At 71.7% G+C, this 23,525-nt stretch carries 24 protein-coding genes; 12 read left to right on the top strand and 12 right to left on the bottom strand.

Annotated elements, in window-relative coordinates; all coding sequences use genetic code 11:
- The first annotated feature begins 8 nt into the window (after window positions 1–8).
- Window positions 9–323 carry a helix-turn-helix domain-containing protein gene (locus ACN28G_RS18695; protein ID WP_091442142.1) on the top strand — a complete coding sequence of 105 codons (315 nt, stop codon included), beginning with the start codon at window positions 9–11 and terminating at the stop codon, window positions 321–323.
- A 58-nt stretch (window positions 324–381) separates the two neighbouring features.
- Here the strand turns inward: ACN28G_RS18695 and ACN28G_RS18690 are convergent, their stop codons facing one another.
- From ACN28G_RS18690 to ACN28G_RS18645, 10 genes are all read right to left on the bottom strand, one after another.
- A complete protein-coding gene (locus tag ACN28G_RS18690; RefSeq protein ID WP_018216555.1) occupies window positions 382–636 on the bottom strand; it encodes a Txe/YoeB family addiction module toxin in 255 nt (84 codons plus the stop codon).
- Window positions 633–917: a type II toxin-antitoxin system Phd/YefM family antitoxin gene (locus tag ACN28G_RS18685; RefSeq protein WP_018787151.1), complete on the bottom strand. Its 285-nt coding sequence runs from the start codon at window positions 915–917 to the stop codon at window positions 633–635. The genes ACN28G_RS18690 and ACN28G_RS18685 overlap by 4 nt, the downstream gene beginning before the upstream one ends.
- A 114-nt stretch (window positions 918–1,031) precedes the next feature.
- Window positions 1,032–1,289: a hypothetical protein gene (locus ACN28G_RS18680; RefSeq protein ID WP_421479959.1), complete on the bottom strand. Its 258-nt coding sequence runs from the start codon at window positions 1,287–1,289 to the stop codon at window positions 1,032–1,034.
- Window positions 1,286–2,470, bottom strand: a complete 1,185-nt coding sequence (locus ACN28G_RS18675; RefSeq protein WP_421479957.1) for a helix-turn-helix domain-containing protein — start codon at window positions 2,468–2,470, stop codon at window positions 1,286–1,288. Before ACN28G_RS18675 ends, ACN28G_RS18680 begins: the two co-directional genes overlap by 4 nt.
- Window positions 2,467–2,634, bottom strand: coding sequence for a hypothetical protein (locus ACN28G_RS18670; RefSeq protein ID WP_175440624.1), 168 nt, complete (start codon window positions 2,632–2,634; stop codon window positions 2,467–2,469). The genes ACN28G_RS18675 and ACN28G_RS18670 overlap by 4 nt, the downstream gene beginning before the upstream one ends.
- Window positions 2,631–2,804 (bottom strand): hypothetical protein, encoded by a 174-nt coding sequence (locus ACN28G_RS18665; protein ID WP_175440623.1) that lies wholly within the window; start codon window positions 2,802–2,804, stop codon window positions 2,631–2,633. Before ACN28G_RS18665 ends, ACN28G_RS18670 begins: the two co-directional genes overlap by 4 nt.
- Before the next feature lie 162 nt (window positions 2,805–2,966).
- Complete coding sequence (locus ACN28G_RS18660; protein WP_229688460.1) at window positions 2,967–4,154, bottom strand: helix-turn-helix transcriptional regulator; 1,188 nt, start codon at window positions 4,152–4,154, stop codon at window positions 2,967–2,969.
- Window positions 4,155–4,638: 484 nt separating this feature from the next.
- Window positions 4,639–5,460 carry an ABC transporter ATP-binding protein gene (locus ACN28G_RS18655; RefSeq protein WP_091442128.1) on the bottom strand — a complete coding sequence of 274 codons (822 nt, stop codon included), beginning with the start codon at window positions 5,458–5,460 and terminating at the stop codon, window positions 4,639–4,641.
- 43 nt (window positions 5,461–5,503) lie between these two features.
- Complete coding sequence (locus tag ACN28G_RS18650) at window positions 5,504–6,526, bottom strand: FecCD family ABC transporter permease (protein WP_091442124.1); 1,023 nt, start codon at window positions 6,524–6,526, stop codon at window positions 5,504–5,506.
- Window positions 6,523–7,548 (bottom strand): FecCD family ABC transporter permease, encoded by a 1,026-nt coding sequence (locus ACN28G_RS18645; RefSeq protein ID WP_091442121.1) that lies wholly within the window; start codon window positions 7,546–7,548, stop codon window positions 6,523–6,525. The genes ACN28G_RS18650 and ACN28G_RS18645 overlap by 4 nt, the downstream gene beginning before the upstream one ends.
- Window positions 7,549–7,650: 102 nt before the next feature.
- Between ACN28G_RS18645 and ACN28G_RS18640 the strand changes: the two genes are divergently transcribed.
- Both ACN28G_RS18640 and ACN28G_RS18635 read left to right on the top strand, forming a co-directional pair.
- Window positions 7,651–8,700, top strand: a complete 1,050-nt coding sequence (locus ACN28G_RS18640) for an iron-siderophore ABC transporter substrate-binding protein (protein WP_091442118.1) — start codon at window positions 7,651–7,653, stop codon at window positions 8,698–8,700.
- Window positions 8,697–9,608, top strand: a complete 912-nt coding sequence (locus ACN28G_RS18635; protein ID WP_091442115.1) for a siderophore-interacting protein — start codon at window positions 8,697–8,699, stop codon at window positions 9,606–9,608. Before ACN28G_RS18640 ends, ACN28G_RS18635 begins: the two co-directional genes overlap by 4 nt.
- Here ACN28G_RS18635 and ACN28G_RS18630 read toward each other — a convergent pair.
- Window positions 9,550–10,587: a LacI family DNA-binding transcriptional regulator gene (locus tag ACN28G_RS18630; protein WP_091442112.1), complete on the bottom strand. Its 1,038-nt coding sequence runs from the start codon at window positions 10,585–10,587 to the stop codon at window positions 9,550–9,552. The two genes, ACN28G_RS18635 and ACN28G_RS18630, sit on opposite strands and share 59 nt — an antisense overlap.
- A gap of 71 nt (window positions 10,588–10,658) precedes the next feature.
- On the opposite strand from ACN28G_RS18630, the gene ACN28G_RS18625 reads away from it, so the two are divergent.
- Both ACN28G_RS18625 and ACN28G_RS18620 read left to right on the top strand, forming a co-directional pair.
- Window positions 10,659–11,651 (top strand): P1 family peptidase, encoded by a 993-nt coding sequence (locus ACN28G_RS18625; RefSeq protein WP_091442108.1) that lies wholly within the window; start codon window positions 10,659–10,661, stop codon window positions 11,649–11,651.
- A gap of 373 nt (window positions 11,652–12,024) precedes the next feature.
- Entirely contained in the window at window positions 12,025–13,080 is a 1,056-nt protein-coding gene (locus tag ACN28G_RS18620; RefSeq protein ID WP_091447038.1) for a LysR family transcriptional regulator, read from the top strand.
- Here the strand turns inward: ACN28G_RS18620 and ACN28G_RS18615 are convergent.
- Window positions 12,999–13,838, bottom strand: coding sequence for an aldo/keto reductase (locus tag ACN28G_RS18615; RefSeq protein ID WP_091442103.1), 840 nt, complete (start codon window positions 13,836–13,838; stop codon window positions 12,999–13,001). The genes ACN28G_RS18620 and ACN28G_RS18615 overlap by 82 nt on opposite strands.
- Before the next feature lie 372 nt (window positions 13,839–14,210).
- On the opposite strand from ACN28G_RS18615, the gene ACN28G_RS18610 reads away from it, so the two are divergent.
- The 7 genes from ACN28G_RS18610 to ACN28G_RS18580 are packed head-to-tail and all read left to right on the top strand — an operon-like array spanning window position 14,211 to window position 23,494.
- On the top strand, window positions 14,211–15,602 hold the full coding sequence (locus ACN28G_RS18610) for an aldehyde dehydrogenase family protein (RefSeq protein WP_091442100.1): 1,392 nt from the start codon (window positions 14,211–14,213) through the stop codon (window positions 15,600–15,602).
- Window positions 15,592–16,884: an aminotransferase class III-fold pyridoxal phosphate-dependent enzyme gene (locus ACN28G_RS18605; RefSeq protein WP_091442096.1), complete on the top strand. Its 1,293-nt coding sequence runs from the start codon at window positions 15,592–15,594 to the stop codon at window positions 16,882–16,884. Before ACN28G_RS18610 ends, ACN28G_RS18605 begins: the two co-directional genes overlap by 11 nt.
- Before the next feature lie 23 nt (window positions 16,885–16,907).
- A complete protein-coding gene (locus tag ACN28G_RS18600; RefSeq protein ID WP_091442093.1) occupies window positions 16,908–18,161 on the top strand; it encodes an ATP-grasp domain-containing protein in 1,254 nt (417 codons plus the stop codon).
- Window positions 18,162–18,190: 29 nt separating this feature from the next.
- Window positions 18,191–19,447: an ATP-grasp domain-containing protein gene (locus ACN28G_RS18595; RefSeq protein ID WP_217628867.1), complete on the top strand. Its 1,257-nt coding sequence runs from the start codon at window positions 18,191–18,193 to the stop codon at window positions 19,445–19,447.
- Entirely contained in the window at window positions 19,444–20,742 is a 1,299-nt protein-coding gene (locus ACN28G_RS18590) for an MFS transporter (RefSeq protein WP_091442090.1), read from the top strand. Before ACN28G_RS18595 ends, ACN28G_RS18590 begins: the two co-directional genes overlap by 4 nt.
- Window positions 20,739–22,106 carry a hypothetical protein gene (locus tag ACN28G_RS18585; protein WP_091442086.1) on the top strand — a complete coding sequence of 456 codons (1,368 nt, stop codon included), beginning with the start codon at window positions 20,739–20,741 and terminating at the stop codon, window positions 22,104–22,106. The genes ACN28G_RS18590 and ACN28G_RS18585 overlap by 4 nt, the downstream gene beginning before the upstream one ends.
- The gene (locus ACN28G_RS18580; RefSeq protein WP_421479952.1) at window positions 22,103–23,494 is read left to right on the top strand and encodes a hypothetical protein; all 1,392 of its coding nucleotides are present in this window, start codon (window positions 22,103–22,105) and stop codon (window positions 23,492–23,494) included. The genes ACN28G_RS18585 and ACN28G_RS18580 overlap by 4 nt, the downstream gene beginning before the upstream one ends.
- Window positions 23,495–23,525: the final 31 nt, after the last annotated feature.

Raw genomic sequence — 23,525 nt, 5'->3', positions numbered from 1 at the left:
GAAAGCTGATGAGCGACTTCCATGACTGGGACGACATCCGGGCCGAGTTGCACGATGGGGACGACGACGCGCTCGATGCGGAACGTGCCCGTACCGAGGCGTGGGTCAGTGCGTTCCACCTCGCCGAGGAACGCAAGCGTCTCGGTCTCACCCAGCGGCAGGTGGTCGAGCTGATGGGAGTCACGCCCGGCAGGGTTAGCCAGATCGAGAACGGCGACCTGGAAGCCAACGAGGTGGCGACTCTCAGCCGGTACGCACGAGCGCTCGGTGCCCGAATGCGGATCATCTTCGACTACGGCAGCGATCTCCGCCAGATCGCATGACGACGGCACGCGGCTGCCGCGGGGCCGTGCCCCTCGGCGGAGGGCGTGGTCCTCCACCTCATTCGTAGTGGTAGCGGCACTGCGCGATCTGCACTGTGTCGTCCATGATCCGGTATACGAGGCGGTGTTCCTGGTCGATGCGTCTCGACCAGAATCCCGCCCAGTTTCCGCGGAGCTGCTCCGGTTTGCCGATGCCCTGGTGGCCGTTGCGTCGGATGTCCTCGATCAAGGCGTTCACTCGTTTGAGCATCTGGCGATCTCGTTGCCAGGTCAGATAGTCTTCCCAGCCTCGTCCGGCGAACTGGACCTTCACGCTGCCGACGCCTCGCCTGAACTGGCGTCGGGGTCGATCAGGTCGTGCATCTCCCCACCCCCGTTACGCAGCTCTTCGACGGCTTCATTCAGACGGCGCGCGTTGGCGGGACTGGCCATCAGGTAGGCCGTCTCCTTCAACGACTCGTACTCGCGCAGCGAGATGATGACTGCGGCCTCCCGGCCGGAGCGGGTGACCACCACTTCCTCGGCGTCGTCCACGACATGGTCGAGCATCTTGGCCAGGTTCTGCCGGACTTCTGAGTAGGGAACGGTGCGCATGCTGCTGCCTCCCAAACGTTACGTACAATAAATTGTACAAGCATGCCGGGGTTGCTCGTCAGATGGTCCGACACAGGTATCCCCAGCATGACCCGGACCGGCCCCCGTGCGTAGTTACTGAGCCGCCACCGCGTCGTACAGGACTTCGAGGCGGACGGCGACGCGCAGGCACCATGGTCGGGCGCACGCCGCCGGGCCGGCGCATTCCGGTAGGTGGCCGCGTACCCACATCATTCCCACCGGCGCGTCGCCGGCAGACGCGATCGCCACGGCCACCGTCCGCACCTCCAATGGCACGGTCCCGGGCAGACCCAGGTGCGACGCCCAGTCACCGGCGGCCAGGGACAGTCGCGTACCGGTCGGCACCCTCACCACGCACCGCGCATGCCGGCGGCCTGCGCCACGGCCAGCAGGTGTGGGCTCGGCCGGGGCGACCCGGTGAGCACCTGGGCCAGGACCGTCCGCCCGGCGGGGCGTACCCGTACCTCGGCGGGTGCGAGTCGGTCGGCGTCCAGCAGGGCCCGCCCGGCCGCTGCCGGATCGCCGGTGGCCAGGTGTGCCGGTGCCATGTCGATCAGGTACGCCGCCCGGTGCTCGACGGGCAAACTCCACCATCGATCTTGTACGGCCAGCGCGGCGTTCAGCTCCACGGCACCGCTCACGTCTTTCAACGCGACCGCTGCGGTGACCCGAGCCGCCTCGACCGCCGCCCGCTCCGGACTGTCCGGCCCGGTCAGGGTCGTAGCTTCGGCAACCAGCTCCCGGACCGTGGGTGGGTCGTCGTGTTCGGCGGCGGCAAGCGCGGCCTGGACGAGCAGCGCCGCGCAGGCTGACCGTTCGGATGACGTACCCGCATCAGGGGTTAACGGGGCGATCTGGTGGGCGGCGGTGATCGTCGTTTCGAACGCGGCCCGGTGCCGGCCGGCGGCCCGTAGGGCGGTGCCGAGTGGCAGGGCCGCTGCCGCTTCCAGGAGTGGTTCGTCGGTGGCAGTGGCTACGGACAGACCCCGGTCGGCTGCCAGCCACGCCAGATCGTGGACGCCGAGTTTGACCAGGACCAGGGCGGTGAGCCGGTACGTGCGCACCTGTAACCCTGGCCGTGCCCGGGCGGCCAGGTCATGGCCGTCATCGAGCAGCCCGGGCAGTAACCGGAGCAGTGCCGGGTACTGGGCGTGCTGGTACATGGCGTCGGCGTGCACGATCCGCGCCCGATGCTTGTACGGGTCAACCGGAACGTGATCGGCGGGCAGCCGCAGGATGCCCGGGTGTCGGGTGAGCGCCGCTCGAACCGGGTCGACCCCGACGTCCGGGTTGCTGATGGGCTCGACCGGGGTGGGCGGGTTGGTGTCGTCGACGAGGACGTCCGCCGTCACGCCGAGGGTGTCGGCGACCTCCTGGAGGACCGACCACTTGTCGAGGCGGCGTACTCCACGTTCGACCTTGTCGACCCAGCTCTTGGACTTGCCGAGGCGGTCGGCGAACACCTGCTGCGACATGTTGCGCCGCGCCCGCCAGTACGCCACCCGCCGGCCGACCGGCAGATCGTTGGTCACGACGCCACCCTGGCGAGTTGAGCCCGCCACCAGTCCACCTCGCGGCAGGTGGCGACCGTGTCGGCGGTGCACCGCCAGCAGGGGTGACCGGCCTCGTGCTCGGCCAGGACCCGACGGGCGACCACGGCTATCGAGAGCGGGTCGGTCGGCTCGTCGACGCTCACCGCCGACCTCTCCGTCCGACGCGGACGGCCTGCGTGGTGTCGTCGAGCGGAGTCCGCTCGGCGGCGGCCTGATCGAGAATCCGCCGCCTGGCCGCCTCCCGTTCGGCGACCTGATCGACAATCTTCGCCGGTATCTCCGGATCGGGCTGCCGCTGGGCACGTTCAGTCATCGCCATCCCCTACGTCTGGTGCCGGGGAACGGCTTTACTCAGGCGCGCACCCCGGAGAGATTTGGAGGCGGCGGTGGTTGCACACATCGCTGGATCGGAAGGGCCACCGCCGCCCTACCTGAGAAGGTAGGGCGGCTTCAGTGACGAGTTCCTAACAGTCAGTTAGGAATTGTCCGGGTCTAGCGGATCGATCCCGAGTCGCACCGCCAGGTCCCGCAGCTCATCTGATCCGCGTCGGCGGGCGTCCCGCACCATCTGGCCGGTGATCTCCCGTACCTGCGTACGCGACCGTAGTTCCTGCGCCGAGATGTCATCTGCCGCCAAGAACTGTCGCACGGCCCGCTCGCTGTCGCCGGCAAGGTAGTGGCCCCGGCCAGCGTCGATGTGCAGACGAGCCCTCCGCTGAGACGCCCGTAGGGCGGTCCGGTCGACGCGCCGGGCGTACTCCGGCGCCCGCTCCGGCTCGCCGTTCTCCAGGGCGATGGCCACCTGCCACGTCGTCACGTTCGCTGGCGAGAACTCCATCCGCCACCGGTCCGGCCCGTTCGCCCGGCGCAGTGCGTCATCCGCTTCCGCGTAGTGGGTGGCCGCATCGTCACTGCGGCCGAGGCCTGCGGCGGAGATCGCCGCGTGCAGGTGCAACAGCCCGTACCAGGAGGCCATGTCCCCGGTGGCAGTGTCGCCGACCTGCTCGGCCGCCGTGGCGGCCAGGGTGAGGGAGCGCCGCTGCGACCCGCCGGTCAGCGCGACCTGGGCGGTGGCGAAGTTGGCGGCTGCGATCTCGTCGGGCTCACCGAGCTGGCCGGCGGCGAGCTGGGCGCGCTCGGCCAGCCGCATGGACAGGTCGACGTGCCCGAGGCTCTTGAGCCCGACCGCGCCAGCGAACGCCACCCGAACGAAGAGGGACAGGCCCTGTCGCTCCGTCGCCGCCACGCGGGCCAGCTGTCGAGTGTCCGTGACCAGGCCGGGAAGCATCGCAGCGTACGCTACGTAGTCACAGGCCATCCGGGCCCGCATGACCTCCTGGGCTCGCCGGACAACGTCGTCGACGTCGGGCAGTGGGCCGTCCGGATCCTCGTCGAGCGCCCGCCGAATCCCGGGGGCAGCCGAGTAGACGGCCAACTCGGAGGCGTCACGAGGCTGCCGGGGCTGTGCGGTCAGATCTTCGACCCGCACACCCAGGGCGGTCGCCAGTGCGATGATCAGGGACCGCTTCGTCACGGCACGCTTGCCACCTTCGATCATGGCGATGTACGGGCCGCTCACTCCGACCCGATCGGCGAGCTGTTGCTGGGTGAGGCCGGCGGTCGTTCGCCATTTCGAGATGCGCAGTCCGATGTAGTCGGCCACGATGCTCCTCCCGCACGAGGTGCTGCCCGGAGTCCGCACGAATCCAGGGCTGTGCATCGACCGTACGTGGTGTGATCGATGGCTGCTACTGTGACTCGCACGTAGAGGGGCCGGACCGCACTCCGGCCCCGCCGTTATGGTGCACGAGGCCTTGCCGCGCAGCTGCCGGGGAACGTTGTGGATGTGGCCTTGACTTCGACATTGGCGGTGTCCCCGTCCGACTCGCGCAGCGTACGTATCAGATCGTCCAAGTCCTCGGCGATGCACGAAATGTCACTGCACCCGCGTTACATTTCAAGGTTCGGGGATCACACTTGACGTTGCCGGATCGGAGTCAGCGGGCCTCGCCCCGGCGATCGTGACAATGTGCTTCGCTGTTGGTTACCAGGGCTGCTCGTCACGCATCGCCGCGAGTGGTAGGCCTTGTCAGCGAAGGTCATCATGGTGGCGCTGTCCGGGCCGGTCAGCGTCGTGGCTTCGCCGATCAGCTCCCGGACCGTGGGTGGGTCGTAGACGTACGGCGGGAGGATTCGGGGAACACCGCGGGCGTGCCCGTCACCGGATCGGGCACGACCCGGCAGGACAGCCCGAACACCTCGGCGACGAGGTCCGGGGTGAGCACCGTCGACGGGTGACCGGTCGTGGTGACGTGACCGTCGCGCAGCACCACCAGGTCGGTTGCGTAGCGGGCCGCTTGGTTGAGGTCGTGCAGGACGGCGACCACGGTTCGTCCACCGGCGTGCAGGTCGGCAAGCAGGTCGAGAACCTCGTACTGGTGGGCGATGTCGAGGTAGGTGGTCGGTTCGTCGAGCAGCAGGATCGGGGTGTCCTGCGCCAGCAGCATGGCCAACCAGGCGCGTTGCCGCTGGCCCCCGGAGAGTTCCGCCAGCATCCGGTCGCCGAGCTCGGTGGTCCCGGTGACGGCCAGCGCCGCGGTGACCGCCTGTTCGTCCTGCGACGTCCAGCGGCTCAGCGCCGACCGGTGCGGATGCCGTCCGCGTAGCACCAGATCGGTGACGGCCATCCCGGCCGGTGCCTCGATGCCCTGGGGGAGTAGCCCGACGGTGCGGGCGTACTGTCGCCGGCTGTAGCCGCGGATGTCGCGGCCGAGGACCGCGACCCGGCCCTCGCTCGGCCGCAACACGCGGGCGACGGTACGCAACAGGGTCGACTTTCCGCACCCGTTCGGTCCGATGAAGACGGTGAAGCTTCCCTCGGTGATCCGTAGGGAGACGTCCCGGCAGACGGTTCGACGGTCGTAGCCGACGGTGACCGAGTCCAGCTCGATCGCGGGTGGGGTGGTCATGGTTGCCTCCGAGGCGGCGGATGCGGTGCGAGACGGGGGCGGCTCACCTGGTTCTCCCTCGCCAGGTCCAGGCCAGGACGAGAGCCAGGTAGCCACCGCCGACGACGCCGGTGACCGCGCCGACGGGCAGCTGTTGCCCGGGGACGAGTCGTTGGGCGAGCTGGTCGGCGGCGAGCAGCAGGGCGGCGCCGAGTACCGCGCTCGTGGTCACCAGGGGAGCGGCGACCCGGGTGAGCCGGCGGGCCAGGTGGGGGGCGGCCAGCGCGACGAAGCCCACCGGCCCGGCGCCGGCGACACCGACGGCGGTGAGCGCGACCGCCAGGGCCGTCGCGGTGAGACGTTGGCGGCGGACGGGTACGCCGAGGCTGAGTGCCTTGTCCCCGCCGTTCTCGATGAGTCGCAGTCCCCGGGCCGCCAGTACGGATGGCGGCAGCAGCACGGCGAGCGCGCCGAGCAGCAGCGACAGGTGGTGACCGCTGCCGTTGAGGCTGCCGACGAGCCAGACGGCGGCGTTCTGCGCGTCGGTCACCTCAGCGCGGGTCAGCAGGTACGCGTTGACGGAGGTGAACAGGGCGGACAGCCCGATCCCGACGAGGATGAGGCGCTGCCCGGTCCCGCCGAGCAGCAGTGCCGCCCCGGCGACGGCGGCACCGCCGAGAGCCGCGCCCACCGCCGGGGTGAGTCGGGTGTCGTGGAGAACCAGCAGGACGACGAGGGCTCCGGTGGCAGCGCCGACGGTGAAGCCGACGATGTCGGGGCTGCCCAGGGGGTTTCGGCTGGCGCTCTGGAAGAGAGCGCCAGCCGCGCCGAGGGCCGCCCCGACGGCGAGTGCGGTGCCGATCCGGGGCAGCCGCAGCTCGAACAGGACGAACCGCAGGCCGGGGTCGCCGCCTCCGGTCAGCACCGGCCACAGTTCGTCGAGCGGTGTGGCGTACCGGCCGCTGGCCAGGGCACCGACGGCCAGGCCGGCGCTGAGCACGAGCACGACGAGGCAGGCCAGAGTGGTGCGGCGGGTCTGCCGACGGAGCGTACGTCGGCCCGGACCGCTGGTGGGGGCGGTGGTCATGGTCGGGGAATCCTCCGGGCGCGGACCAGGGCGATGAACACGGGGGCGCCGATGGCGCCCATCACGATCGCGACCTCGATCTCTCCGGGGCGGGCCAGGAGCCGGCCGATCACGTCGGCGGTGATCAGCAGGATCGGGCCGAGCAGGCCGCTGTAGGCGACGGTCCATCCGAGCCGGGGGCCGCAGATCGCGCGGGCGGCATGGGGGACGGCGAGTCCGAGGAAGCCGATGGGGCCGGCCACGGCGGTCGCGCCGCCGCAGAGCAGGGTGGTGGCGACCAACGCGAGCAGCCGGGTACGGCCGGGGCTGACGCCGAGGGCGGTTCCCCCGTCGTCGCCGAAGCGCAGCACGTCCAGCGGTCGGATCACGGTCACGGTGACGGCCAGGCCGGCGAGCAACGCCGGTGCCGCCGTGAGCAGGGTGGACAGCGGCTGGTCGGCGAGGCTGCCGACGGCCCAGAAGCGGTACCTGTCGAATGCGGTCTGGTTCAGCAGGGTGACACCGGCGACGGCACCGGTCAGGCAGGCGCCGACGGCCGCGCCGGCCAGGACCAGCCGGCCGTCTTCGGCCGTACCCGGGCCTCGGGTGCCGCCGATGACGGTGACCAGGCCGGCGGCGACGCCCGCGCCGAGCAGGGCGAGTAGGAGGTGGCCGTGCTGGCTGGCCACCCCGGCGAGGATGCCGGCGACCACGGCGGCGGCGGCACCGGCGTTGACGCCCAGCAGCCCCGGGTCGGCGAGGGGATTGCGGGTCAGCGCCTGCATGAGGATGCCGGCGAGCGCCAGTGCCGCTCCGACGCAGATCGCGATCGCCGTACGGGGTAGCCGGACCTGCCAGATGATCAGACTCGCCTCGCTGTCGCCGTGGGCGACGAGTTCTCTCCACACGGTGCCGGGCGGCAATGGCAGGGCGCCGACGACGAGGCTGGCCGCGATCGCTGCCAGCAGGGCGAAGGCGCAGGCGAGCAGCCCGGCGGCGAGCAGGCGGGGGCGGCGTAAGCCGGTGGGGGTGGCGACCGACACTGTGACTCACTTCATGGTGGAACGTTCCATCGCTGGCTAAGGTAAACCTACCCTAAGTCCTTGGGATATCTCTTTCCGCCGCCCCTCAGAGGATCGAATGCCATGTCACACACCCGCCCACGCCGGCTGAGAACTCTCCTGACCGCCGCCGCACTGTCGCTCGTCACGCTGGTGGCCGGCGGTTGCGCCGGAAGCGGGGCGGGCCCGGCGGACCCGGCGTCCGGATCGTCCAGCGCCGCGTTCCCCACCACGCTCAGCCACGCCTTCGGCGCGACCACCGTCGCCGCCAAGCCCGAGCGGATCGTGGTGGTGGGCCTCAAGGAACAGGACTACTTCCTCGCCCTCGGCGAGGTGCCCGTCGCGATCCGCGACTGGTACGGCGACATGCCGAACGCGACCTGGCCGTGGGCCCGTGGGCGGCTCGGCGAGGCCAGGCCGGAGGTCCTGGCCCGAGCCGAACTCGACTACGAACAGATCGCCGCGCTACGCCCCGACGTCATCGTCGGGCTCTCCTCCGGCATGTCCCGGCAGGAGTACGACCTGCTCACGAAGATCGCCCCCACCGTCGCCCAGCCAACGGGGGACGGCAGCTGGGCGGTGACCTGGCAGCAGATGACCAGGGCCGCCGGACAGATCACCGGTCGCAGCGCCGAGGCCGAGACACTCGTCGCCGAACTAGAACAGCGGATCGCCTCGGTAGCCGGCGCGCATCCCCGCCTCAAGGGTGCCAGCACCGTGTTCGCCTCCACGTACGAGGGCCAGTACTACCTGTTCAGCCCCGAGACCACGGCCTCGAAGGTCCTGCTCGACCTCGGGCTGACCATGTCACCCGAGGTGACCGCGCTCACCGACAACGCCAACCAGTCCGCCACCATCAGCCGGGAACGGTTCGACCTGACGGACGTCGACGTCGCCGTCTGGTCCGAGGCGGCCGCCGACCCGGGCGTGACCGCGCTGCTCGGCGACCCGCTCTACACCCGGCTGGACGTACGCACCCAGCGTCGCGAGGTCTTCCTCGGCACCGAGGCCAACGGCGCGCTGGCGTTCGCCTCCGTACTGAGCCTGCCCTACGTACTGGACAAGATCGTCCCCGCGCTCACCGCCGCGGTCGACGGGGACCCGGCCACCGACTCGGAGTACAGCGCGAAATGACCGACACGCTCACCCGGCCCGGCTTCTGGACCGCCACCGTGCACGAGGTCCGGCGGCTGACCCCGCACCTGCAACGGGTCGTCCTCGGCGGTCCCGGCCTCGCCCGCTTTCCCTCCCTGGGCGTACCGGACGAGTCGGTGACGCTCTACTTCCCCCGCCCCGGCGAGCCGGCCCCACCGCCGATGACCTCGCGCGGCGAGGTGTGGGGCTACCACGACGAGCAGTACCCGCCCACCGGTCGTAACTACTCCATCCGCGCCGTCGACCCGGTCGGGGCGCGGCTGACCATCGACTTCGCCCTGCACGACCACGGCCCCGCCACGTCCTGGGCGCGGCGGGCCGAAACCGGCACCGGTCTCCTGCTGTGGCGTTGCCGGGCCTGGTTCCGCCCACCGGCGGACACCCGATGGCTGGTACTCGCCGCCGACCTGGCCGGGCTGCCGGCCGCGACCCGCATCGTCGCGGAACGCACGCCCGGCGTCCCGGTACGGGTGCTGGTGGACCTGCCGGACATGGCCGACGCCCGCGACCTGTTCGCCGCCGCCGGCGACGATCCCGCCGTGCACGTCGACGTACGGGTCGGGGTCGGCAACGGCCATGAGGCGGGTAGCCTCGTCGACCGGCTGCGGGAGATGACCCTGCCGGACGGCCCCGGCTACGTCTGGGTCGCGGGGGAGGCCGGCGAGTGCCGCCAGGCCCGGTCCGTGCTGCGCACCGTGCACCGGCTGCCCCGCGACCGCGCCGTCTGCGTGGGCTACTGGCGCACCGACGCGGCCGACTGGGAACGCCGCTACGCCCGCTTCCGTCCCCTCCTCGACGAGGTCTACCAGGACGGTCTCGCGGCCGGGCTCAACCCGGTGGAAGCCGGTGACCGGATGGAGGAGGCACTGGAACGGATGACGCGGTGACCGGCTGCGACCCCCGGGTGGAGTCCCGCCACCACAGGTGGACCGGGTGCTCGTAGATCCCACCCGGGCCGCCACCGATCAGGTCGTCGAGCAGGTCGGCGCAGCGGCGTCCGGCATCCAGCGGCGACAGGTCGAGCGCGGTGATCGGCGGCTGTCCCAGCCGCAGGGCACTCGACTCGGTGGCGCTCGCCAACAGGACGTCCCGCCCGACCTGGCGGCCGAGCCGGTGCAGCACCTGCACGGCCGTCGGGGCGGTGTCCACCGAGGCGCACACCAGGGCGTCCACCCCTGGCTGGGCGAGCACCTGTTCGACCGCCCGGAACACCTCCGACGGCGAGGGCACCCACGGATGCTGCGCCACCACGGTGGGCACACCGTGCCGGGCACACCAGTCGCGGTACCCCGCCGCCAACTGCGCCGCCCAGTCGCCGGTCTCCGGTGGTGCCACCAGGGCGGGACGCCGGGCACCGACGACGGCCATCCGGTCCAGCAGCCCGGTGACCGCCCGGTGGTGGTCCGCCCAGAGCACGACCTCCGGGCGCATGCCGTCCGGGGGCCGTTCGAAACACACGACCGGCATGCCGCCCCGCATCAGGACCGGCACGAACTCGTCGTCCCGGTGCGGGTCGGCCACGACCACCCCGTCGAGCGCGCGGGGCGACCGGTGCTCGGAGGCGGTCAGGATGGTGACGTCCCGGTCACGGGCGGCGGCCCGCTCCATGATGCCGAAGACGAACCGCATGTAGAACTCCGACGTGGACGGCACGCCGGGAACGTAGACCCCGATGATGCCGGTGCGGCCACCCCGCAACTGCCGGGCCGCGCGGTTGGGGACGTAGCCCAGTTCCGCCATCGCCGCGCGGACCCGCTCCCGGGTCGCCTCGGAGACCCTGCCGGAACGCGACAGCACATTGGAGACCGTGGACTTGCCGACTCCCGCCCGGCGTGCGACGTCGTGCAGCGTGACCGGACGAGCCATCAGCCCAGTCTAGGCAACCGGACACCGGTCGGAACACGGCACCACACCACCCACGGAAGACGGTGAGTCTCATGTCCAAGCACCAGCCGGCCCCACCGCGTACGTCGTCACCCATCGGCAACGACCATCGGCACCGACCCGCTGTGCTCGGCGCGGCGGGCGACGGATGGGTCGAGTTCGACCTGCCCGGCGTGGCGATCGGCACCGCCGAGTATCCCGACGGGCCGACCGGTGTCACCGTGCTCAGCCTTCCCGGCGGTGCGCGTACGGCCGTGGACAAGCGGGGCGGGGCAGTGGGGGTCAGCGGTGGGTTTCCGTACCATCATGCGTTGTGCTTCGCCGGCGGGTCGAGCTTCGGCCTCGCCGCGGCGTCCGGCGTCTACGACGAACTGCTCCGCCGCAACGGCTACGCGACCGACTTCGGCAGCCTGCCGGTGGTGTCCGGGGCCGTCGTCTACGACTTCACCCCCCGGGACAACGCCGTCTACCCGGACGCCCAGCTCGGTGCCGAAGGGTTGCGTGCGGTACGCACCGACCGGGTGGCCGTGGGGCGGGTCGGCGCCGGTGTCGGCGCGACCGTCGGCAAGGTCGACAACGCCCGCGCCGAGTGGGGCGGGCAGGGTGCCGCCTTCGCCCGGGTCGGCGCAGCCCGGCTGCTGGTGCTGACCGTGGTGAATGCCATGGGCGTGGTCGTCGACCGTGCCGGTGAGGTCGTACGGGGCAACCTCGACCCGGAGACCGGCCGGCGTCGCCACCCGGCCGAGGACTACGCCGAGCTGATCGCGGCGGCTACGCCGGACCTCGCACCGCCCGGTGGGAACACCACCCTGACCGCCGTGGTCACCAACGTCCGGATGACCGACACCGAACTCGCCCAGTTCGCCACCCAGGTGCACAGCTCCATGCACCGGGCGATCCAGCCCTTCCACACCATCGCCGACGGCGACACCCTGTTCGCTCTGACGACCGACGAGGTGACGGTGCCCGCCCCGTCCCTACGGCTGGGTACGGTCGCCGCCGAACTGGCCTGGGACGCCGTCCTCGCCAGCGTCGACACCCCATGACGAGTATCCTCCGTAACGGTCGGAGCATTCCCGCCCGCGTCACCGTCGGACCGACCAGGCGTGGCGCGACGGTCCTGACGGGGGTCTCGGCCCGCGGGATCTCGGGCCGGACCGGCCGGCTCCGGGCTTTGCCGCGGCAGGACGGCGCTGACCGGAGATCCGCACCGGGCCGCGCCGGCAGCGGGAGTGTCGCGCAACAGTCTCGACCGGCCCGGACGGTCCGGCCGTCGGCACCGTCCGGTCATGTCGGCGCGCGGCACGGCTGTGCCGGCATCCCCCACACGACCCCCTGCTGCGCTACGTGCTGGCGCGACTACTCATTCCGCTGCTTGAATGTCGGTGAGCGGCCGGCCGGGTTCGGGAGGTGGGAGCCATGCTTGAACTGACGTTGCTGCGTGCGCTGCACGCGGTCTCGACGGGCGGCTCCATCAACGCCGCGGCGGAGGCGTTGCACATCACCAACTCGGCGGTGTCCCAGCGGCTGGCCAAGCTGGAGCGCGACGTCGGTCAGGTGATGTTGGAGCGGCACGGCCGGGGCGTGCGTCTCACCGAGGCGGCCAAGCTGCTGGTCGACCATGCCGAGCAGATCCTGTCGCTGGTCGACGTGGCGGTGACCGCGTTGGAGGACCACCGGGGTGCGGTCACCGGGAAGATGTCGATCGCGGCGTTCCCGACCGCGGCGCGTGGCCTGGTGCCGAGCAGCATGTCCCGGCTGCGCGCGGCGTTTCCGCAGCTGCGCATCGTCCTGCACGAGCAGGATCCGATCGACTCGGTCCCGCGGGTGGTGCGCGGCGACGTCGACATCGCCGTCGTCCAGGACTCGTTCAACTCGCCGCTGTCCCTGACCGGCGACCTGGAACGGGCCAGCCTGCTGGACGACGTGGTCGACCTGGCGCTGCCGGTCGACCATCCGTTCGCCGACCGGGTCAGCCTGGACATCGCGGAGGTGGCCCGGGACACCTGGGTGAGCTGGCCGCGCGGCACCGTGTGCGGCGACTGGCTGCGGCTGACGCTTCGGGAGTACGGCGTCAACGCGCACATCGAGCACGCGGTGGCGGAGTACGCCACGCAGCTCTCGCTGGTCTCCGCCGGGTTCGGCATCGCGTTGATCCCCAGGCTGGGCCGCGATCCGGTGCCGCCGGGGGTGCGGTTGGTCCGCATCACCCCGACGCTCGCCCGGCACGTGTACGTGGTGTGGCGGGCGGAGACCGGCAACCGGCCGGCGGTCCGGGCCACGGTCGACGCGCTCGTGGCCACCGCCGGCGAACTCGGCGACCGTGCCCAAGACGGATCGGGCGACCCGCGGGAGCGTGCCGTGCTCCCGTTGCGCCGGCGGGCCCCGCTCGCTCAGCCGGTCTCGGCGGTCAGCTCCGCGACCTGCTCGGTGGTGAGTTCCAGCGACCCGGCGGCGACGTTCTCCTCCAGGTGAGCGATGGAGCTGGTCCCGGGGATCGGCAGGATCACCGGTGACCGGTGCAGCAGCCAGGCCAGGGCGACCTGGGCGGGGGTGGCGTCGAGCTGCTTGGCGATCCGGCCCAACGCGCCGTCGGAGCGGGTCAGGTCGCCGCTGGCGATCGGCACCCAGGGGATGAACACCAGGTTCTCCCGCTCGCAGTAGTCCACCACCTCGTCGTGCTTGCGCTGGCTGAGGTTGTAGAGGTTCTGCACGCTCACCACCTCGATCTGCCGGCGGGCCTGCTCCAGTTGGGCCACGGTCACCTCGGACAGTCCGATGTGCCGGATCTTGCCCTCCTCCTGGAGCTGCTTGAGCGCCTCGAACTGCTCCTCGGCGGGGACCTTCGGGTCGATGCGGTGCAGCTGGAACAGGTCGATACGGTCGAGGCGCAGCCGGCGCAGGCTCAGCTCGGCCTGCTGCCGGATGTACTCCGGCCGGCCGAGCGGGCGCCACTCGTGACGCGACGGCCGGCTCTGCCCGACCTTGGTGCCGATGACCAGTCCCTCCGGGTAGGGGAACAGCGCGTCGGCGAGCACCTCCTCGTTGCTGCCCGGCCCGTACGAGTCGGCCGTGTCGATGAAATTCACGCCAAGTTCGACGGCCCGGCGGGCGACCGCGTGCGCGGCTGCCGGGTCGGCGGGCGGCCCCCACACGTCCGGTCCGGTGAGGTGCATCGCGCCGAAGCCGAGGCGGTGGAGCGGCAGGTCGCCGCCGAGCACGATCGTTGACATCCAGGGAACCCCTTGAGCGATCCGGAACGGGCTTTGTCGTCATCCTGCCCTAATCCGGCCCCGGGAACTCCTAAAAGTTTGTGGACAATATTGTTCAGTGTTGCTTTATGGCCCGCTCTGCGGCTTTCGGGTGGCGATCGCGGCGATCCAAATGGGGCTATGTCGAGACTTTTTTAACGGATTCCCGTCTCGGCATAACTGCACTTCGAGGTCGTTTCGGATCTGTGAAGTGACGCTTAACGGTACCCCGCAGCCTTTTTCAGAGCCCCATTCACCCGGCATCCGGCAAACTGTTGTCCGCGATGAGGTAGCGGTTCCGGATGGCTGTGAACATGCGAGTTCGGCCGCCCGGCGCATCGAAGGAGACCATCTGTGCAGACCGGTGTCGAAGGGGTTCTGGACCGCGCCCGTCGAGCTCAGGACGAGTTCGCCTCGTGGCCGCAGCACCGGGTCGACGAACTGGTCGCGGCCGTCGGATGGTCCTGCTACCGCGAGGACAACGCCCGCACGATGGCGGCGATGGCCCACCAGCACACCGGGCTGGGCGACCCCGAACACCTGTACGCGCTGCACCGCAAGCGGGTGCTCGGCACGCTGCGCGACATGCAGGGCGCGACCACCGTCGGGGTGCTGGAGGAGCACCCGGAACTCGGACTGCGCACGCTGGCCAAGCCGTTGGGCGTGGTGGCGCTGATAACCCCGGCGACCGCGCCGTGCTCCGCGGTCGCCTGCACCGGCCTGCAACTGCTGAAGACCCGCAACGCCGTGATCTGCAGCCCGAACCCGTCGGCCCAGGCGGCCGTCGACTTCACCATCGAGCTGATGCGGGCGGCGTTGCGTGAGGTGGGGGCCCTGCCGGACCTGATCCAGCGGGCCGGGCCCGCCACCCGGCGGACGGCCGAGGAGATCATGCGGGCCGCGGACTTCGTGGTGGCCTCCGGCGGAGCCAGCACGGTCCGGCGGGCCTACCTCAGCGGTACGCCGGCCATCGGCGCCGGCGTCGGCAACCCGACGGTGGTGGTCGACGAGACAGCCGACCTCGACCTCGCCGCCGAGAAGATCGGTGCCGGGGCGAGCTACAACAACGGCACGTCCTGCTCCTCGGAGAGCAACCTGCTGGTGTCCCGGCAGGTCGTGACGGAGTTCGAGAACAGGCTGCGCGCGCTCGGGATGCACACCTGCGACCCCGGCGAGACGGCCCGGCTGCGCCGGGTGATGTGGCCGGACGGCAGACAACTCGACCGGGCGGCGATCGGCCGTCCCGCCGCGGCGCTGGCCGCCCGTGCCGGCATCGAGCTGGCCGACCCGGCCAAGACCACCGGGCTGATCGTCCCCTTCGACCGGGTCGACGTGACCGATCCGCTCTTCGGCGAGAAGCTCTCACCGGTGGTGACGATGGTCGCCTACGACTCCTTCACCGAGGCGGTCGACACCGTCGACGCCGTCATCCGGCACTGCGGCAGCGGGCACAGCTGCGGCATCCACACCGGCCGCACCGACCGGGTCGGCCTCCTGGCCGAGCGGATCGGCGTGGCGCGGGTGCTGGTCAACCAGTCCACCGGCGCGGGCAACAGCGGCAACTTCGACAACGGACTGCCGTTCACCTCGATCCTGGCCAGCGGCAGTTGGGGCGGCAGCACCCAGTCGGAGAACGTCACCTGGCGGCACTTCATGAACCGCACCACGATCTCCCGGCCGGTCCGCGAGCGGCTGCCCGACGAGAACGCCATCTTCGGCGCGTACTGGGATCGTCATGGTGTCTGACCCGGTCTTCCACCCCTGGTCGGCGCAGGCGAAGGTGGCACAGGAGACGGTGGCCGGCGGCGCCGGCGCCTGGTTCTGGAACCAGGCCGGCGAGCGGTGGCTGGACCTGCACTCCCAGCTCGGCAACCTGAACCTGGGACACCAGCACCCGGCGGTCGTCGCCGCGATCCGCGAGCAGGCCGGGCGGCTCTGCACGCTCGCCCCGTCCTTCCGCGCCGAGGTGCGCGACGAGGCGGCCCGGCTGATCCTGGAGGTCGCCCCGGCCGGCAGCCGGTCCGTGCTGTTCACCACCGGCGGTGCCGAGGCCGTCGAGCACGCGTTGCGGATGGCCCGGGTGGCCACCGGCCGGCCGAAGATCCTGGCCGCGCACCGGTCGTACCACGGGGCCACCGAGGGGGCGATGGGCGTGACCGGCGACCCCCGGCGTTGGCCGCTGCCGACGACCGGGGCCGGTACCGTCCGCTTCTCCGGACCGTACCGGTACCGCTCCGACTTCCACGCCAGCACCGACGCCGAGGAGCGCGACCGGGCCCTGGACCACCTGCGCCGGCTGGTGGCGTACGAGGGGCCGGCGAGCATCGCGGCGGTCATCGTCGAACCGGTGGTCGGCAGCAACGGCGTCCTGGTCCCGCCGGACGGCTACCTGGCCGGGGTCCGTGCGCTCTGCGACGAGCACGGCATCCTGCTGATCGCCGACGAGGTGATGACCGGCTTCGGCCGCTGCGGGGCCTGGTTCGCCAGCGACCTGTGGCAGGTCCGTCCGGACCTGACGACCTTCGCCAAGGGCGTCAACTCCGGGTACGTCCCGGTCGGCGGCGTCGTGGTCGGCGAACGGGTGGCCGACCACTTCGCCGAACGGCCGTACCCGGGCGGGTTGACCTACTCCGGGCACCCGCTGGCGTGTGCCTCGATCGTGGCCTCGATCGGCGTCCTGCGCGACGAGGGGCTCATCGAGCGGGCCGCGCGGCTCGGGGCGACCGTGGTCCGGCCGCTGCTGGACGACCTCGCCGCCCGGCTGCCGGTGGTCGGTGAGGTCCGTGGCACCGGCCTGGCCTGGGCGATCGAGCTGGTGGCGGACCGGGCCACCCGGGAGCCGCTGGTGCCCTACGACGCACCGGGCCGGCCGCACCCGCGGATGGTCGAGATCCTACGGGCCTGCCGGGCGCGTGGCGTGTGGCCGTTCGTCGCCGCCAACCGGGTCCACCTGTTCCCACCCCTGGTCATCGACGAGGACGACCTGCGCGCCGGGGTGGCCGAGGTCGGCGCCGCCCTCACCGGATGACCACCTGAGCCCCGGAGGAACCCATGAGCATCGTCGTCGTCCACAAGACCAACCTGAGCCGCCGGCGGCACCTGGAACGGGCCCGGCGGTACGCCACGGAGCACGGGGAGGAGCTGGTGCTGCTGATGACGGACGCCAGCTGGGAGACGGACTTCGCCGACCGGGTGGTACCGGTGGACGTCGGTGACGTCGACGAGGTGCTCGCCGCGGTGAAGGCGGAGAGCGCGCCGGTCTCCGGCGTGGTCACCTTCGCGGAGGCGCTGGTGCCCGCGGTGGCCCGGGTCGCGCACGAGTTCGACCTGTCCTGGGTCGGCGAACGCACCGCCCAGCTGGCCCGGGACAAGTTCCGGATGCGGCAGGCCGCCGCCGCGGCCGGCGTCGCGCAGCCCCGCTTCGGCCTCGCCCGGACCGTGGCCGAGGCCCTCGCCGTGGCCGACCACGTGGGCTTCCCGCTCGTGCTCAAGCCGGTCCTGGGCACCGGCAGCATGTTCGTGCGCAGCGTCGCCGACCGGACCGAGCTGACCGCCCACTTCGACGCGTTCCGGGCCGGCGCGTGGGCCGGGTTCAGCAAGGACCCCCTGCGTGAGCGGTCCGAACGGGAACACGATGGCGCGTTGCTGCTGGAGGAGTTCGTGCCCGGCCCCGAGATCAGTGTGGAGTCGCTGGTGGTCGACGGCGTCACCCACCCGGTGGCCATCCACGACAAGCCGCTGCCGACCGGGCCGACCTTCGAGGAGGTCTACGCCTGCACGCCGACCAGACTGCCGGCGGAGGTGGCCGAGGCCGCCGGGCGGGCGGCGGCCGAGGTGCACGCCGCGCTCGGCATCACCGTCGGGGGCAGCCACGTCGAGTTCCGCCTCCGCGACGGCGTCGAACCGGTGCTGCTGGAGGCCGCGGCCCGGCTGGGCGGTGGGCCCATCTGCCGGTCGGTGCTGCTGAGCACCGGTGTCGACCTGGTGGCGGCGGCCCTGGACCTGGCCACCGGCCGGACCCCGGTGATCGCCCCGCGCGAGCGGCCGACGGCGGTCGGCTTCTGGAACATCTTCCCGGCCCGGCCCGGGCGGCTGGTCGCGGCGCACGGCATCGACGAGGCGCGCGCCGACGAGCGGGTCGCCGAGATCGACATCTACCGGGCACCCGGTGACCTGCTGGCGGTGCCGCCGAGGACCTTCCAGGGACACGGTCACCTGATCTTCGTCGCGCCGTCGGTCGACGACCTGGACGCCACGTTCCACGAGCTGACCCGCATGGTCCGCCTGGAGACCGAGCCGGCGTGAGGAGCACCGTCGAGAGAAGGGAGCACCACATGCCCCGGGTAGCCGTGATCGGCGGGCGTCTGCACGCGGTCAAGTACGCACGGGAGTTGGACGTCGACGTCGTGCTGGTGCACGAGGAGGGCCGGTACGAGCCGGAGTTCGCCGCGCTCTGCGAGCGCATCGTGCACGCCCCGACGACCGACAGCGCGGCCATCGTCGAGGTGCTGGCCCCGTTGCACCGGGCCCGCCCCTTCGACCGGGTGCTCTGCACCACCGACCTGGGCACCGTGCCCGCCGCGGAGGTGGCCGAGGCCCTCGGCGTCCCGCACACGCCGGTACGGGCGGCCCGTACCGTCAAGAACAAGGCCGCCGTCCGGCGTCTCCTGGCCGAGCAGGGCATCGACCCGGTACGGGCCCGGCTGGTGCGCGGCGGCCGGGACGCCGCCGAGTTCGCCAGCCTGCTGGCCGGCCGCGTCGTGCTCAAGCCGGTGGACGGCTCGGGCAGCGCCGACGTGCACATCGTCGACGGCGCGGCAGAGGCGGAACTGGCGTGGAAGGCGATGGCGGCGGCGGGCTACCGCGAGGCCGTCGCGGAGGAGTACCTGACCGGCCCGCTGGCCACGGTCGAGGCGTTCTCGGTCGACGGCCGGCACCTGACCCTCGGGCTGACCGACGAGACGATCAACGACCATCTGGTGGAGGTGGGCATCACCGCGCCACCGCGGGTGGTCGGCCCGCACGAGGCGGCCATGCGCGAGCTGACCGTACGGCTGCTCGACGCGATCGGCGTGACCGACGGGCCCTCCCACACCGAGTACGTGATCACCGAAGCCGGTCCCCGGCTGATGGAGACGCACAACCGGATGGCCGGCCTCGGCATCCCGGAGGTGGTTCGCCGGGCCTACGGCATCGACGTCAACCGGCTGTTCCTTGGCGCGCCGTTGGGGCTCACCGAGTTTCCCGCCCGACCGCCCACGGTGCGTGGCGGTGCCGCCCTGCGGGTGTTCGCCCCGCCGCCCGGGGTGGTCACCGCGATCGAGGGCCTCGACGAGCTGGCCCGGCTCGGTGCCGCGGTGCGCCGGGTGCCACCGGGTACGCCGGCCTTCGGCTTCCCCGGCCTGTTCGAGGAGTTGGCCGAGGCGGAGATCGGGGTGCTGCTGCCGCTCGACGTCGGTGACCCGGTGGTGGAGATCCGGACCGGCTGGGACATCCGGATGGGCCTGGTCGTCGCCTCCGGTGCCGACGCGGCCCAGGCCGTGCGGCGCTGCGAGCAGGCGCTGGACACGGTGCGGTGGCACGTCTCATGACGGTGACCAAGACCCCCGGCGAGCAGGAGAAGTCCGGCGACCTGTGGGGCAACCAGGGATTCCGCCGGCTGTTCGCGGCGGCGACGTTCAGCCACGTCGGCTCGGAGATCACCTTCGTGGCCCTGCCGCTGGTCGCGGTGATCGTCCTGGACGCCTCGGCGGCTCAGGTCGGGATGCTCTGGATGCTCAAGTTCGTCGCCTTCCTGACCGTCGGCCTGCCGGCCGGCGCGTTGCTGGACCGGACCCGCAAGCGGTGGGTGATGGTCTCGGCGGATCTCGGCCGGGCGCTGCTGCTCGGCTCGATCCCGCTGGCCTGGGCGCTGGACGTGCTGACCATCGAACAGCTCTACCTGGTGACGCTGCTGACCGGGGTCGGTGACGTCTTCTTCGACGTCGCCTCCCGCAGCTACCTGCCGTTGCTGGTCGGCCGTCGGGACCTGCTGGCGGCCAACTCCCGGCTGAGCAGCGTGGAGGCGACGAGCACGCTGGTCGGCCCGAGCCTGGCCGGATACATCGTGCAGTTCCTCTCCGCGCCGATCGCCATCCTGATCGACGCGGTCACCTTCGCCTGGTCCGCGCTGTTCCTCGGCGGCGTCCGGCACCGTGAGCCGCGGCCGGAGCGGCCGGAGAACGCCCGCCTGATCCCGGACATCCGGGAGGGCATCCGGTTCGTCTGGGGTCATCCGCTGCTACGCCCCATCGTCGTCGCCGGCGCGTTGACCAACCTGTTCCTGACCTTCGCGATCGTCGCGGTGCCGCTGGTGCTGGTCCGGGAACTCGGGCTCGGCGGCGGCGCGGTCGGGGTGTTCTTCACCTTCGGCGGGCTCGGCGTGCTGCTCGGCGTCTCCACCGCCACCTGGGTCTGCAGGTGGCTCGGGGCCGGCCAGTCACTGTGGATCCTGGGCCTGGTCGGGATCCCGTTCGGCTTCCTGGTGCCGATGATGGACGTCGGTCCCTGGCAGTGGGTGGCCTCCGCGGCCTGGTCGGTGATCATCTTCCGGGTCGGGCACAACAACGTGGTGCTGGTCAGCTTCCGCCAGCGGGTCACCCCGGACCACCTGCTGAGCCGGATGAACGCCACCATGCGGTTCGTCATGAACGGGATGGAGGCGGTCGCCGCCGCGCTGGCCGGCCTGCTGGCCACCCTCCTGGGCGTCCGGCCCGTGCTGTGGATCGCCGCGGTCGGGCTGGCGGTCGCCTGGCTGCCCATCGTGTTCTCCCCGCTGCGCTCCATGACGAGTTTCGACAGCGCCTACCCGGGCGCGCCGGTCACCAAGGAGGACGACCGACCATGACCGACACCACCATCACCACCGACCGGGTCACCGACGCCTACCTCGAACGGTGTCTCGGCGGGGACCGGGCACTGCTCGACGCGATCGCGAAGGCCCCGTTCGGGCCGGCGTTCCTGGCCGCGAACACCGGCCACCTGCTGCCCCGCCCGCTGTTCGTCGCCGACGAGGTGATCGGTCGGTTCAGCGTCGACCTGTCCGGCTTCTTCGACCTGCTGACCTCGGTGCCCCAGCGGATCTTCGGCGGTGACGTCGCGGCGTACTGTGCCGCGCTGGGCATGGAGCGGCAGCGGGCCGCGATCCTCACCCGGTACCCGGGCCGGCCGACGAGGTACGGCCGGGCCGACGCCTACCACGACGGCACGGCGCTGCGACTGCTGGAGGTCAACGTCGGCAGCGCGCAGGGCGGCATCGACTACTCCGAGATCGGCCGGATGCTGCTGAAGGTCGACGCGTTCGCCGAGTTCGCCGCCGAACACGGACTGGTCCACGTGCACATGGGCGAGAACATCGCCCAGCTGTACCGGGAGGCGTCGGCGGGGGTGACCGGGGGAGCGGACCCGGTGATCGGTCTGGTCGAGTCCGACTCCGGCTTCGGCTCGTACGTCGAGCAGGCCGAGTCGTACGTGGAGATGATGGCCGCGCAGGGCCTCCAGGTGGTCATGGGCACCGTCGGTGAGATCACCGAGCGCGCCGGGCGGCTGTTCCTGCACGGCCGGCGGATCGACCTGATCCAGCGGCACTTCACCGAGAACGAGATGGTCACCGAGCCGGGGGTGGCCGAGGCCGCCGAGCGCGTCTTCCACGCCCACGACGAGGGCCGGGTGGTGCTCTGGACCTCGTTGCGCAGCTCGCTCTACCACAACAAGGCGGCGTTGACCCTGATGTCGGACTCGCGCCTGCGGACGGCGTTCAGCACCGACGAGGCCGAGCTGATCGACCGGGTGCTGCCCTGGACGAGGCTGCTGCTGGACACCGAGACCGAGGTCGACGGCGAGACCGTGGACCTGGTCGGGTACTGCCGGGAACACCGCGCGGACCTGATCATCAAGCAGCAGCGCAGCTTCCGGGCGGACGGCATCGTGCCGGGCTGGGACACCAGCGACGAGGACTGGGCAGCCGCGCTCGCCGCCGGCATCGCCGACGGCGCCCTGGTACAGCGCCGGGTGATCCGTCGCGCCGAGCCGGTGGTCGACCCGGCCACCGGGGCGGTCGAGGAGTACGCCGCGACCTGGGGGGTCTTCTTCACCCCGCACGGCTACGCCGGCAGCAGCCTACGGGCCATGCCCATCGACGACGAGATCCCGCGGTACCGACCCACCCGGCGCAACGCCGCGGTCTTCCAGTTCTCCGCGAGCGCGGCGTGAGCGGCGTGCCGGCCGATCCGGTCACCGAGGACTACCTGCGCCGGTGCGCCGGAGGTGACCGGGGGCTGCTCGACGCGATGGCCGCGGCGAGGCTGCCCGCCGCGCTGACCGCCTCGATGCGCGGACGCTTCCTGCCCCGGCCGATGTTCGTGCCGGACACCGAGATCCTCGGCTTCGCCGAACGGATCAACGCGCTGTTCGACCTGATCGTCTCGGTGCCGGACCGGTTCTTCGACGGCGACCGGGAACGCTACGCCGCAGCGGTGGGCCTGGACGGACGGCGGGCGGCCTACCTCGCCCGGTTCACCGACCGGCCACAGCGGTACGGGCGGGCCGACCTCTACCACGACGGGAGCGCCTTCCGGCTGCTGGAGTTCAACGTCGGCAGTGCCCTCGGCGGGATGGACCGGGCCCAGATCTCCGCTGCCCTGCTGCAGGTGCCGGCGTTCAAGGAGTTCGCGGCCGAGCACCGGCTGGACTTCGTCGACACCGGAGCGCGGGTCGACCGGGCGCTGCGCGCGGCGGCGCGTCCGGTCTGCGGCGACCGCGCGCCCGTGGTCGCCTTCGTCGACGGCAACGGCGCGATGGCACCGTACCTGCACCTGGCCACGTCCTTCCAGGAGATGCTTGCCGGTTTCGGAGTCGAGGTGCTGCTCGGCGAGCTGGCCGACGTCGGGTTCGCCGCCGGCCGGGTCACCCTGCACGGTCGTGCCGTCGACCTCGTGCTGCGCTACTTCGGCGTGGGCGACTTCCTCGACGACCCGGCCGGCAGGCGGACCGTGGACGCGCTGGTGGACGCCGACGCCGACGGCACCGTGGTGCTCTACACCTCCCTGGCCGGGGAGCTGTACAACAACAAGACCTCGCTGGCGCTGCTGGCGGAGCTGGCCGGGCGCGGTGAGCTGACCCCGGCGGAGACCGGCCTGGTCGACAGCGTGCTGCCGTGGACCCGGACGGTGACCAGCGACCTGTTCGGCGAGTGCGCGGCACGCCGCGGCGAGTTGATGCTCAAGCCCGGTGCGGACTTCGGTGGGACGGGCATCGTGGCCGGCTGGCTGGTGGACGACGACCAGTGGCGTCGTGCGTTGCGGCTCGCCGCGGACCACGGCTCCATCGTGCAGCGCCGGGTCGTGCCCCGGGGTGAGCCGGTGATCGACCCGTCGACCGGGCAGCGGCGGGACTGGCACGCGGTGTGGGACTGCTTCCTCACGCCGGAGGGTTACGCCGGTTCGCACATCCGCGCCCTGCCCGCCGGTGAGGGTGACGTGATCGGCATGGGTGTGACGGCGGCGGCCCGGACTACGGGCATCTTCTACCACCCGGTCGCCGCGGACCACCCGCGACGGCCGGCAACACCTGACAGAACCATGCCTTCATTCGGACGATGAGGACTTCGAAGCGTAGAGAGAGGAATGACGT

This window comes from Micromonospora sp. WMMA1923, assembly GCF_049179195.1.
Lineage (GTDB): Bacteria > Actinomycetota > Actinomycetes > Mycobacteriales > Micromonosporaceae > Micromonospora > Micromonospora yangpuensis.
Note: the sequence above shows the minus strand (reverse complement) of the source record. Positions and strands in the feature narration are given on the sequence as shown.

Excerpts from the sequence above, each read along its gene's own strand:
- ACN28G_RS18695 (WP_091442142.1), top strand. The coding sequence starts at position 9 with ATGAGCGACTTCCATGACTGGGACGACATCCGGGCCGAGTTGCACGAT.
- ACN28G_RS18685 (WP_018787151.1), bottom strand. The coding sequence starts at position 917 with ATGCGCACCGTTCCCTACTCAGAAGTCCGGCAGAACCTGGCCAAGATG.
- ACN28G_RS18665 (WP_175440623.1), bottom strand. The coding sequence starts at position 2,804 with ATGACTGAACGTGCCCAGCGGCAGCCCGATCCGGAGATACCGGCGAAG.
- ACN28G_RS18655 (WP_091442128.1), bottom strand. The coding sequence starts at position 5,460 with ATGACCACCCCACCCGCGATCGAGCTGGACTCGGTCACCGTCGGCTAC.
- ACN28G_RS18650 (WP_091442124.1), bottom strand. The coding sequence starts at position 6,526 with ATGACCACCGCCCCCACCAGCGGTCCGGGCCGACGTACGCTCCGTCGG.
- ACN28G_RS18640 (WP_091442118.1), top strand. The coding sequence starts at position 7,651 with ATGTCACACACCCGCCCACGCCGGCTGAGAACTCTCCTGACCGCCGCC.
- ACN28G_RS18635 (WP_091442115.1), top strand. The coding sequence starts at position 8,697 with ATGACCGACACGCTCACCCGGCCCGGCTTCTGGACCGCCACCGTGCAC.
- ACN28G_RS18630 (WP_091442112.1), bottom strand. The coding sequence starts at position 10,587 with ATGGCTCGTCCGGTCACGCTGCACGACGTCGCACGCCGGGCGGGAGTC.
- ACN28G_RS18625 (WP_091442108.1), top strand. The coding sequence starts at position 10,659 with ATGTCCAAGCACCAGCCGGCCCCACCGCGTACGTCGTCACCCATCGGC.
- ACN28G_RS18620 (WP_091447038.1), top strand. The coding sequence starts at position 12,025 with ATGCTTGAACTGACGTTGCTGCGTGCGCTGCACGCGGTCTCGACGGGC.
- ACN28G_RS18615 (WP_091442103.1), bottom strand. The coding sequence starts at position 13,838 with ATGTCAACGATCGTGCTCGGCGGCGACCTGCCGCTCCACCGCCTCGGC.
- ACN28G_RS18605 (WP_091442096.1), top strand. The coding sequence starts at position 15,592 with ATGGTGTCTGACCCGGTCTTCCACCCCTGGTCGGCGCAGGCGAAGGTG.
- ACN28G_RS18600 (WP_091442093.1), top strand. The coding sequence starts at position 16,908 with ATGAGCATCGTCGTCGTCCACAAGACCAACCTGAGCCGCCGGCGGCAC.
- ACN28G_RS18595 (WP_217628867.1), top strand. The coding sequence starts at position 18,191 with ATGCCCCGGGTAGCCGTGATCGGCGGGCGTCTGCACGCGGTCAAGTAC.
- ACN28G_RS18590 (WP_091442090.1), top strand. The coding sequence starts at position 19,444 with ATGACGGTGACCAAGACCCCCGGCGAGCAGGAGAAGTCCGGCGACCTG.
- ACN28G_RS18585 (WP_091442086.1), top strand. The coding sequence starts at position 20,739 with ATGACCGACACCACCATCACCACCGACCGGGTCACCGACGCCTACCTC.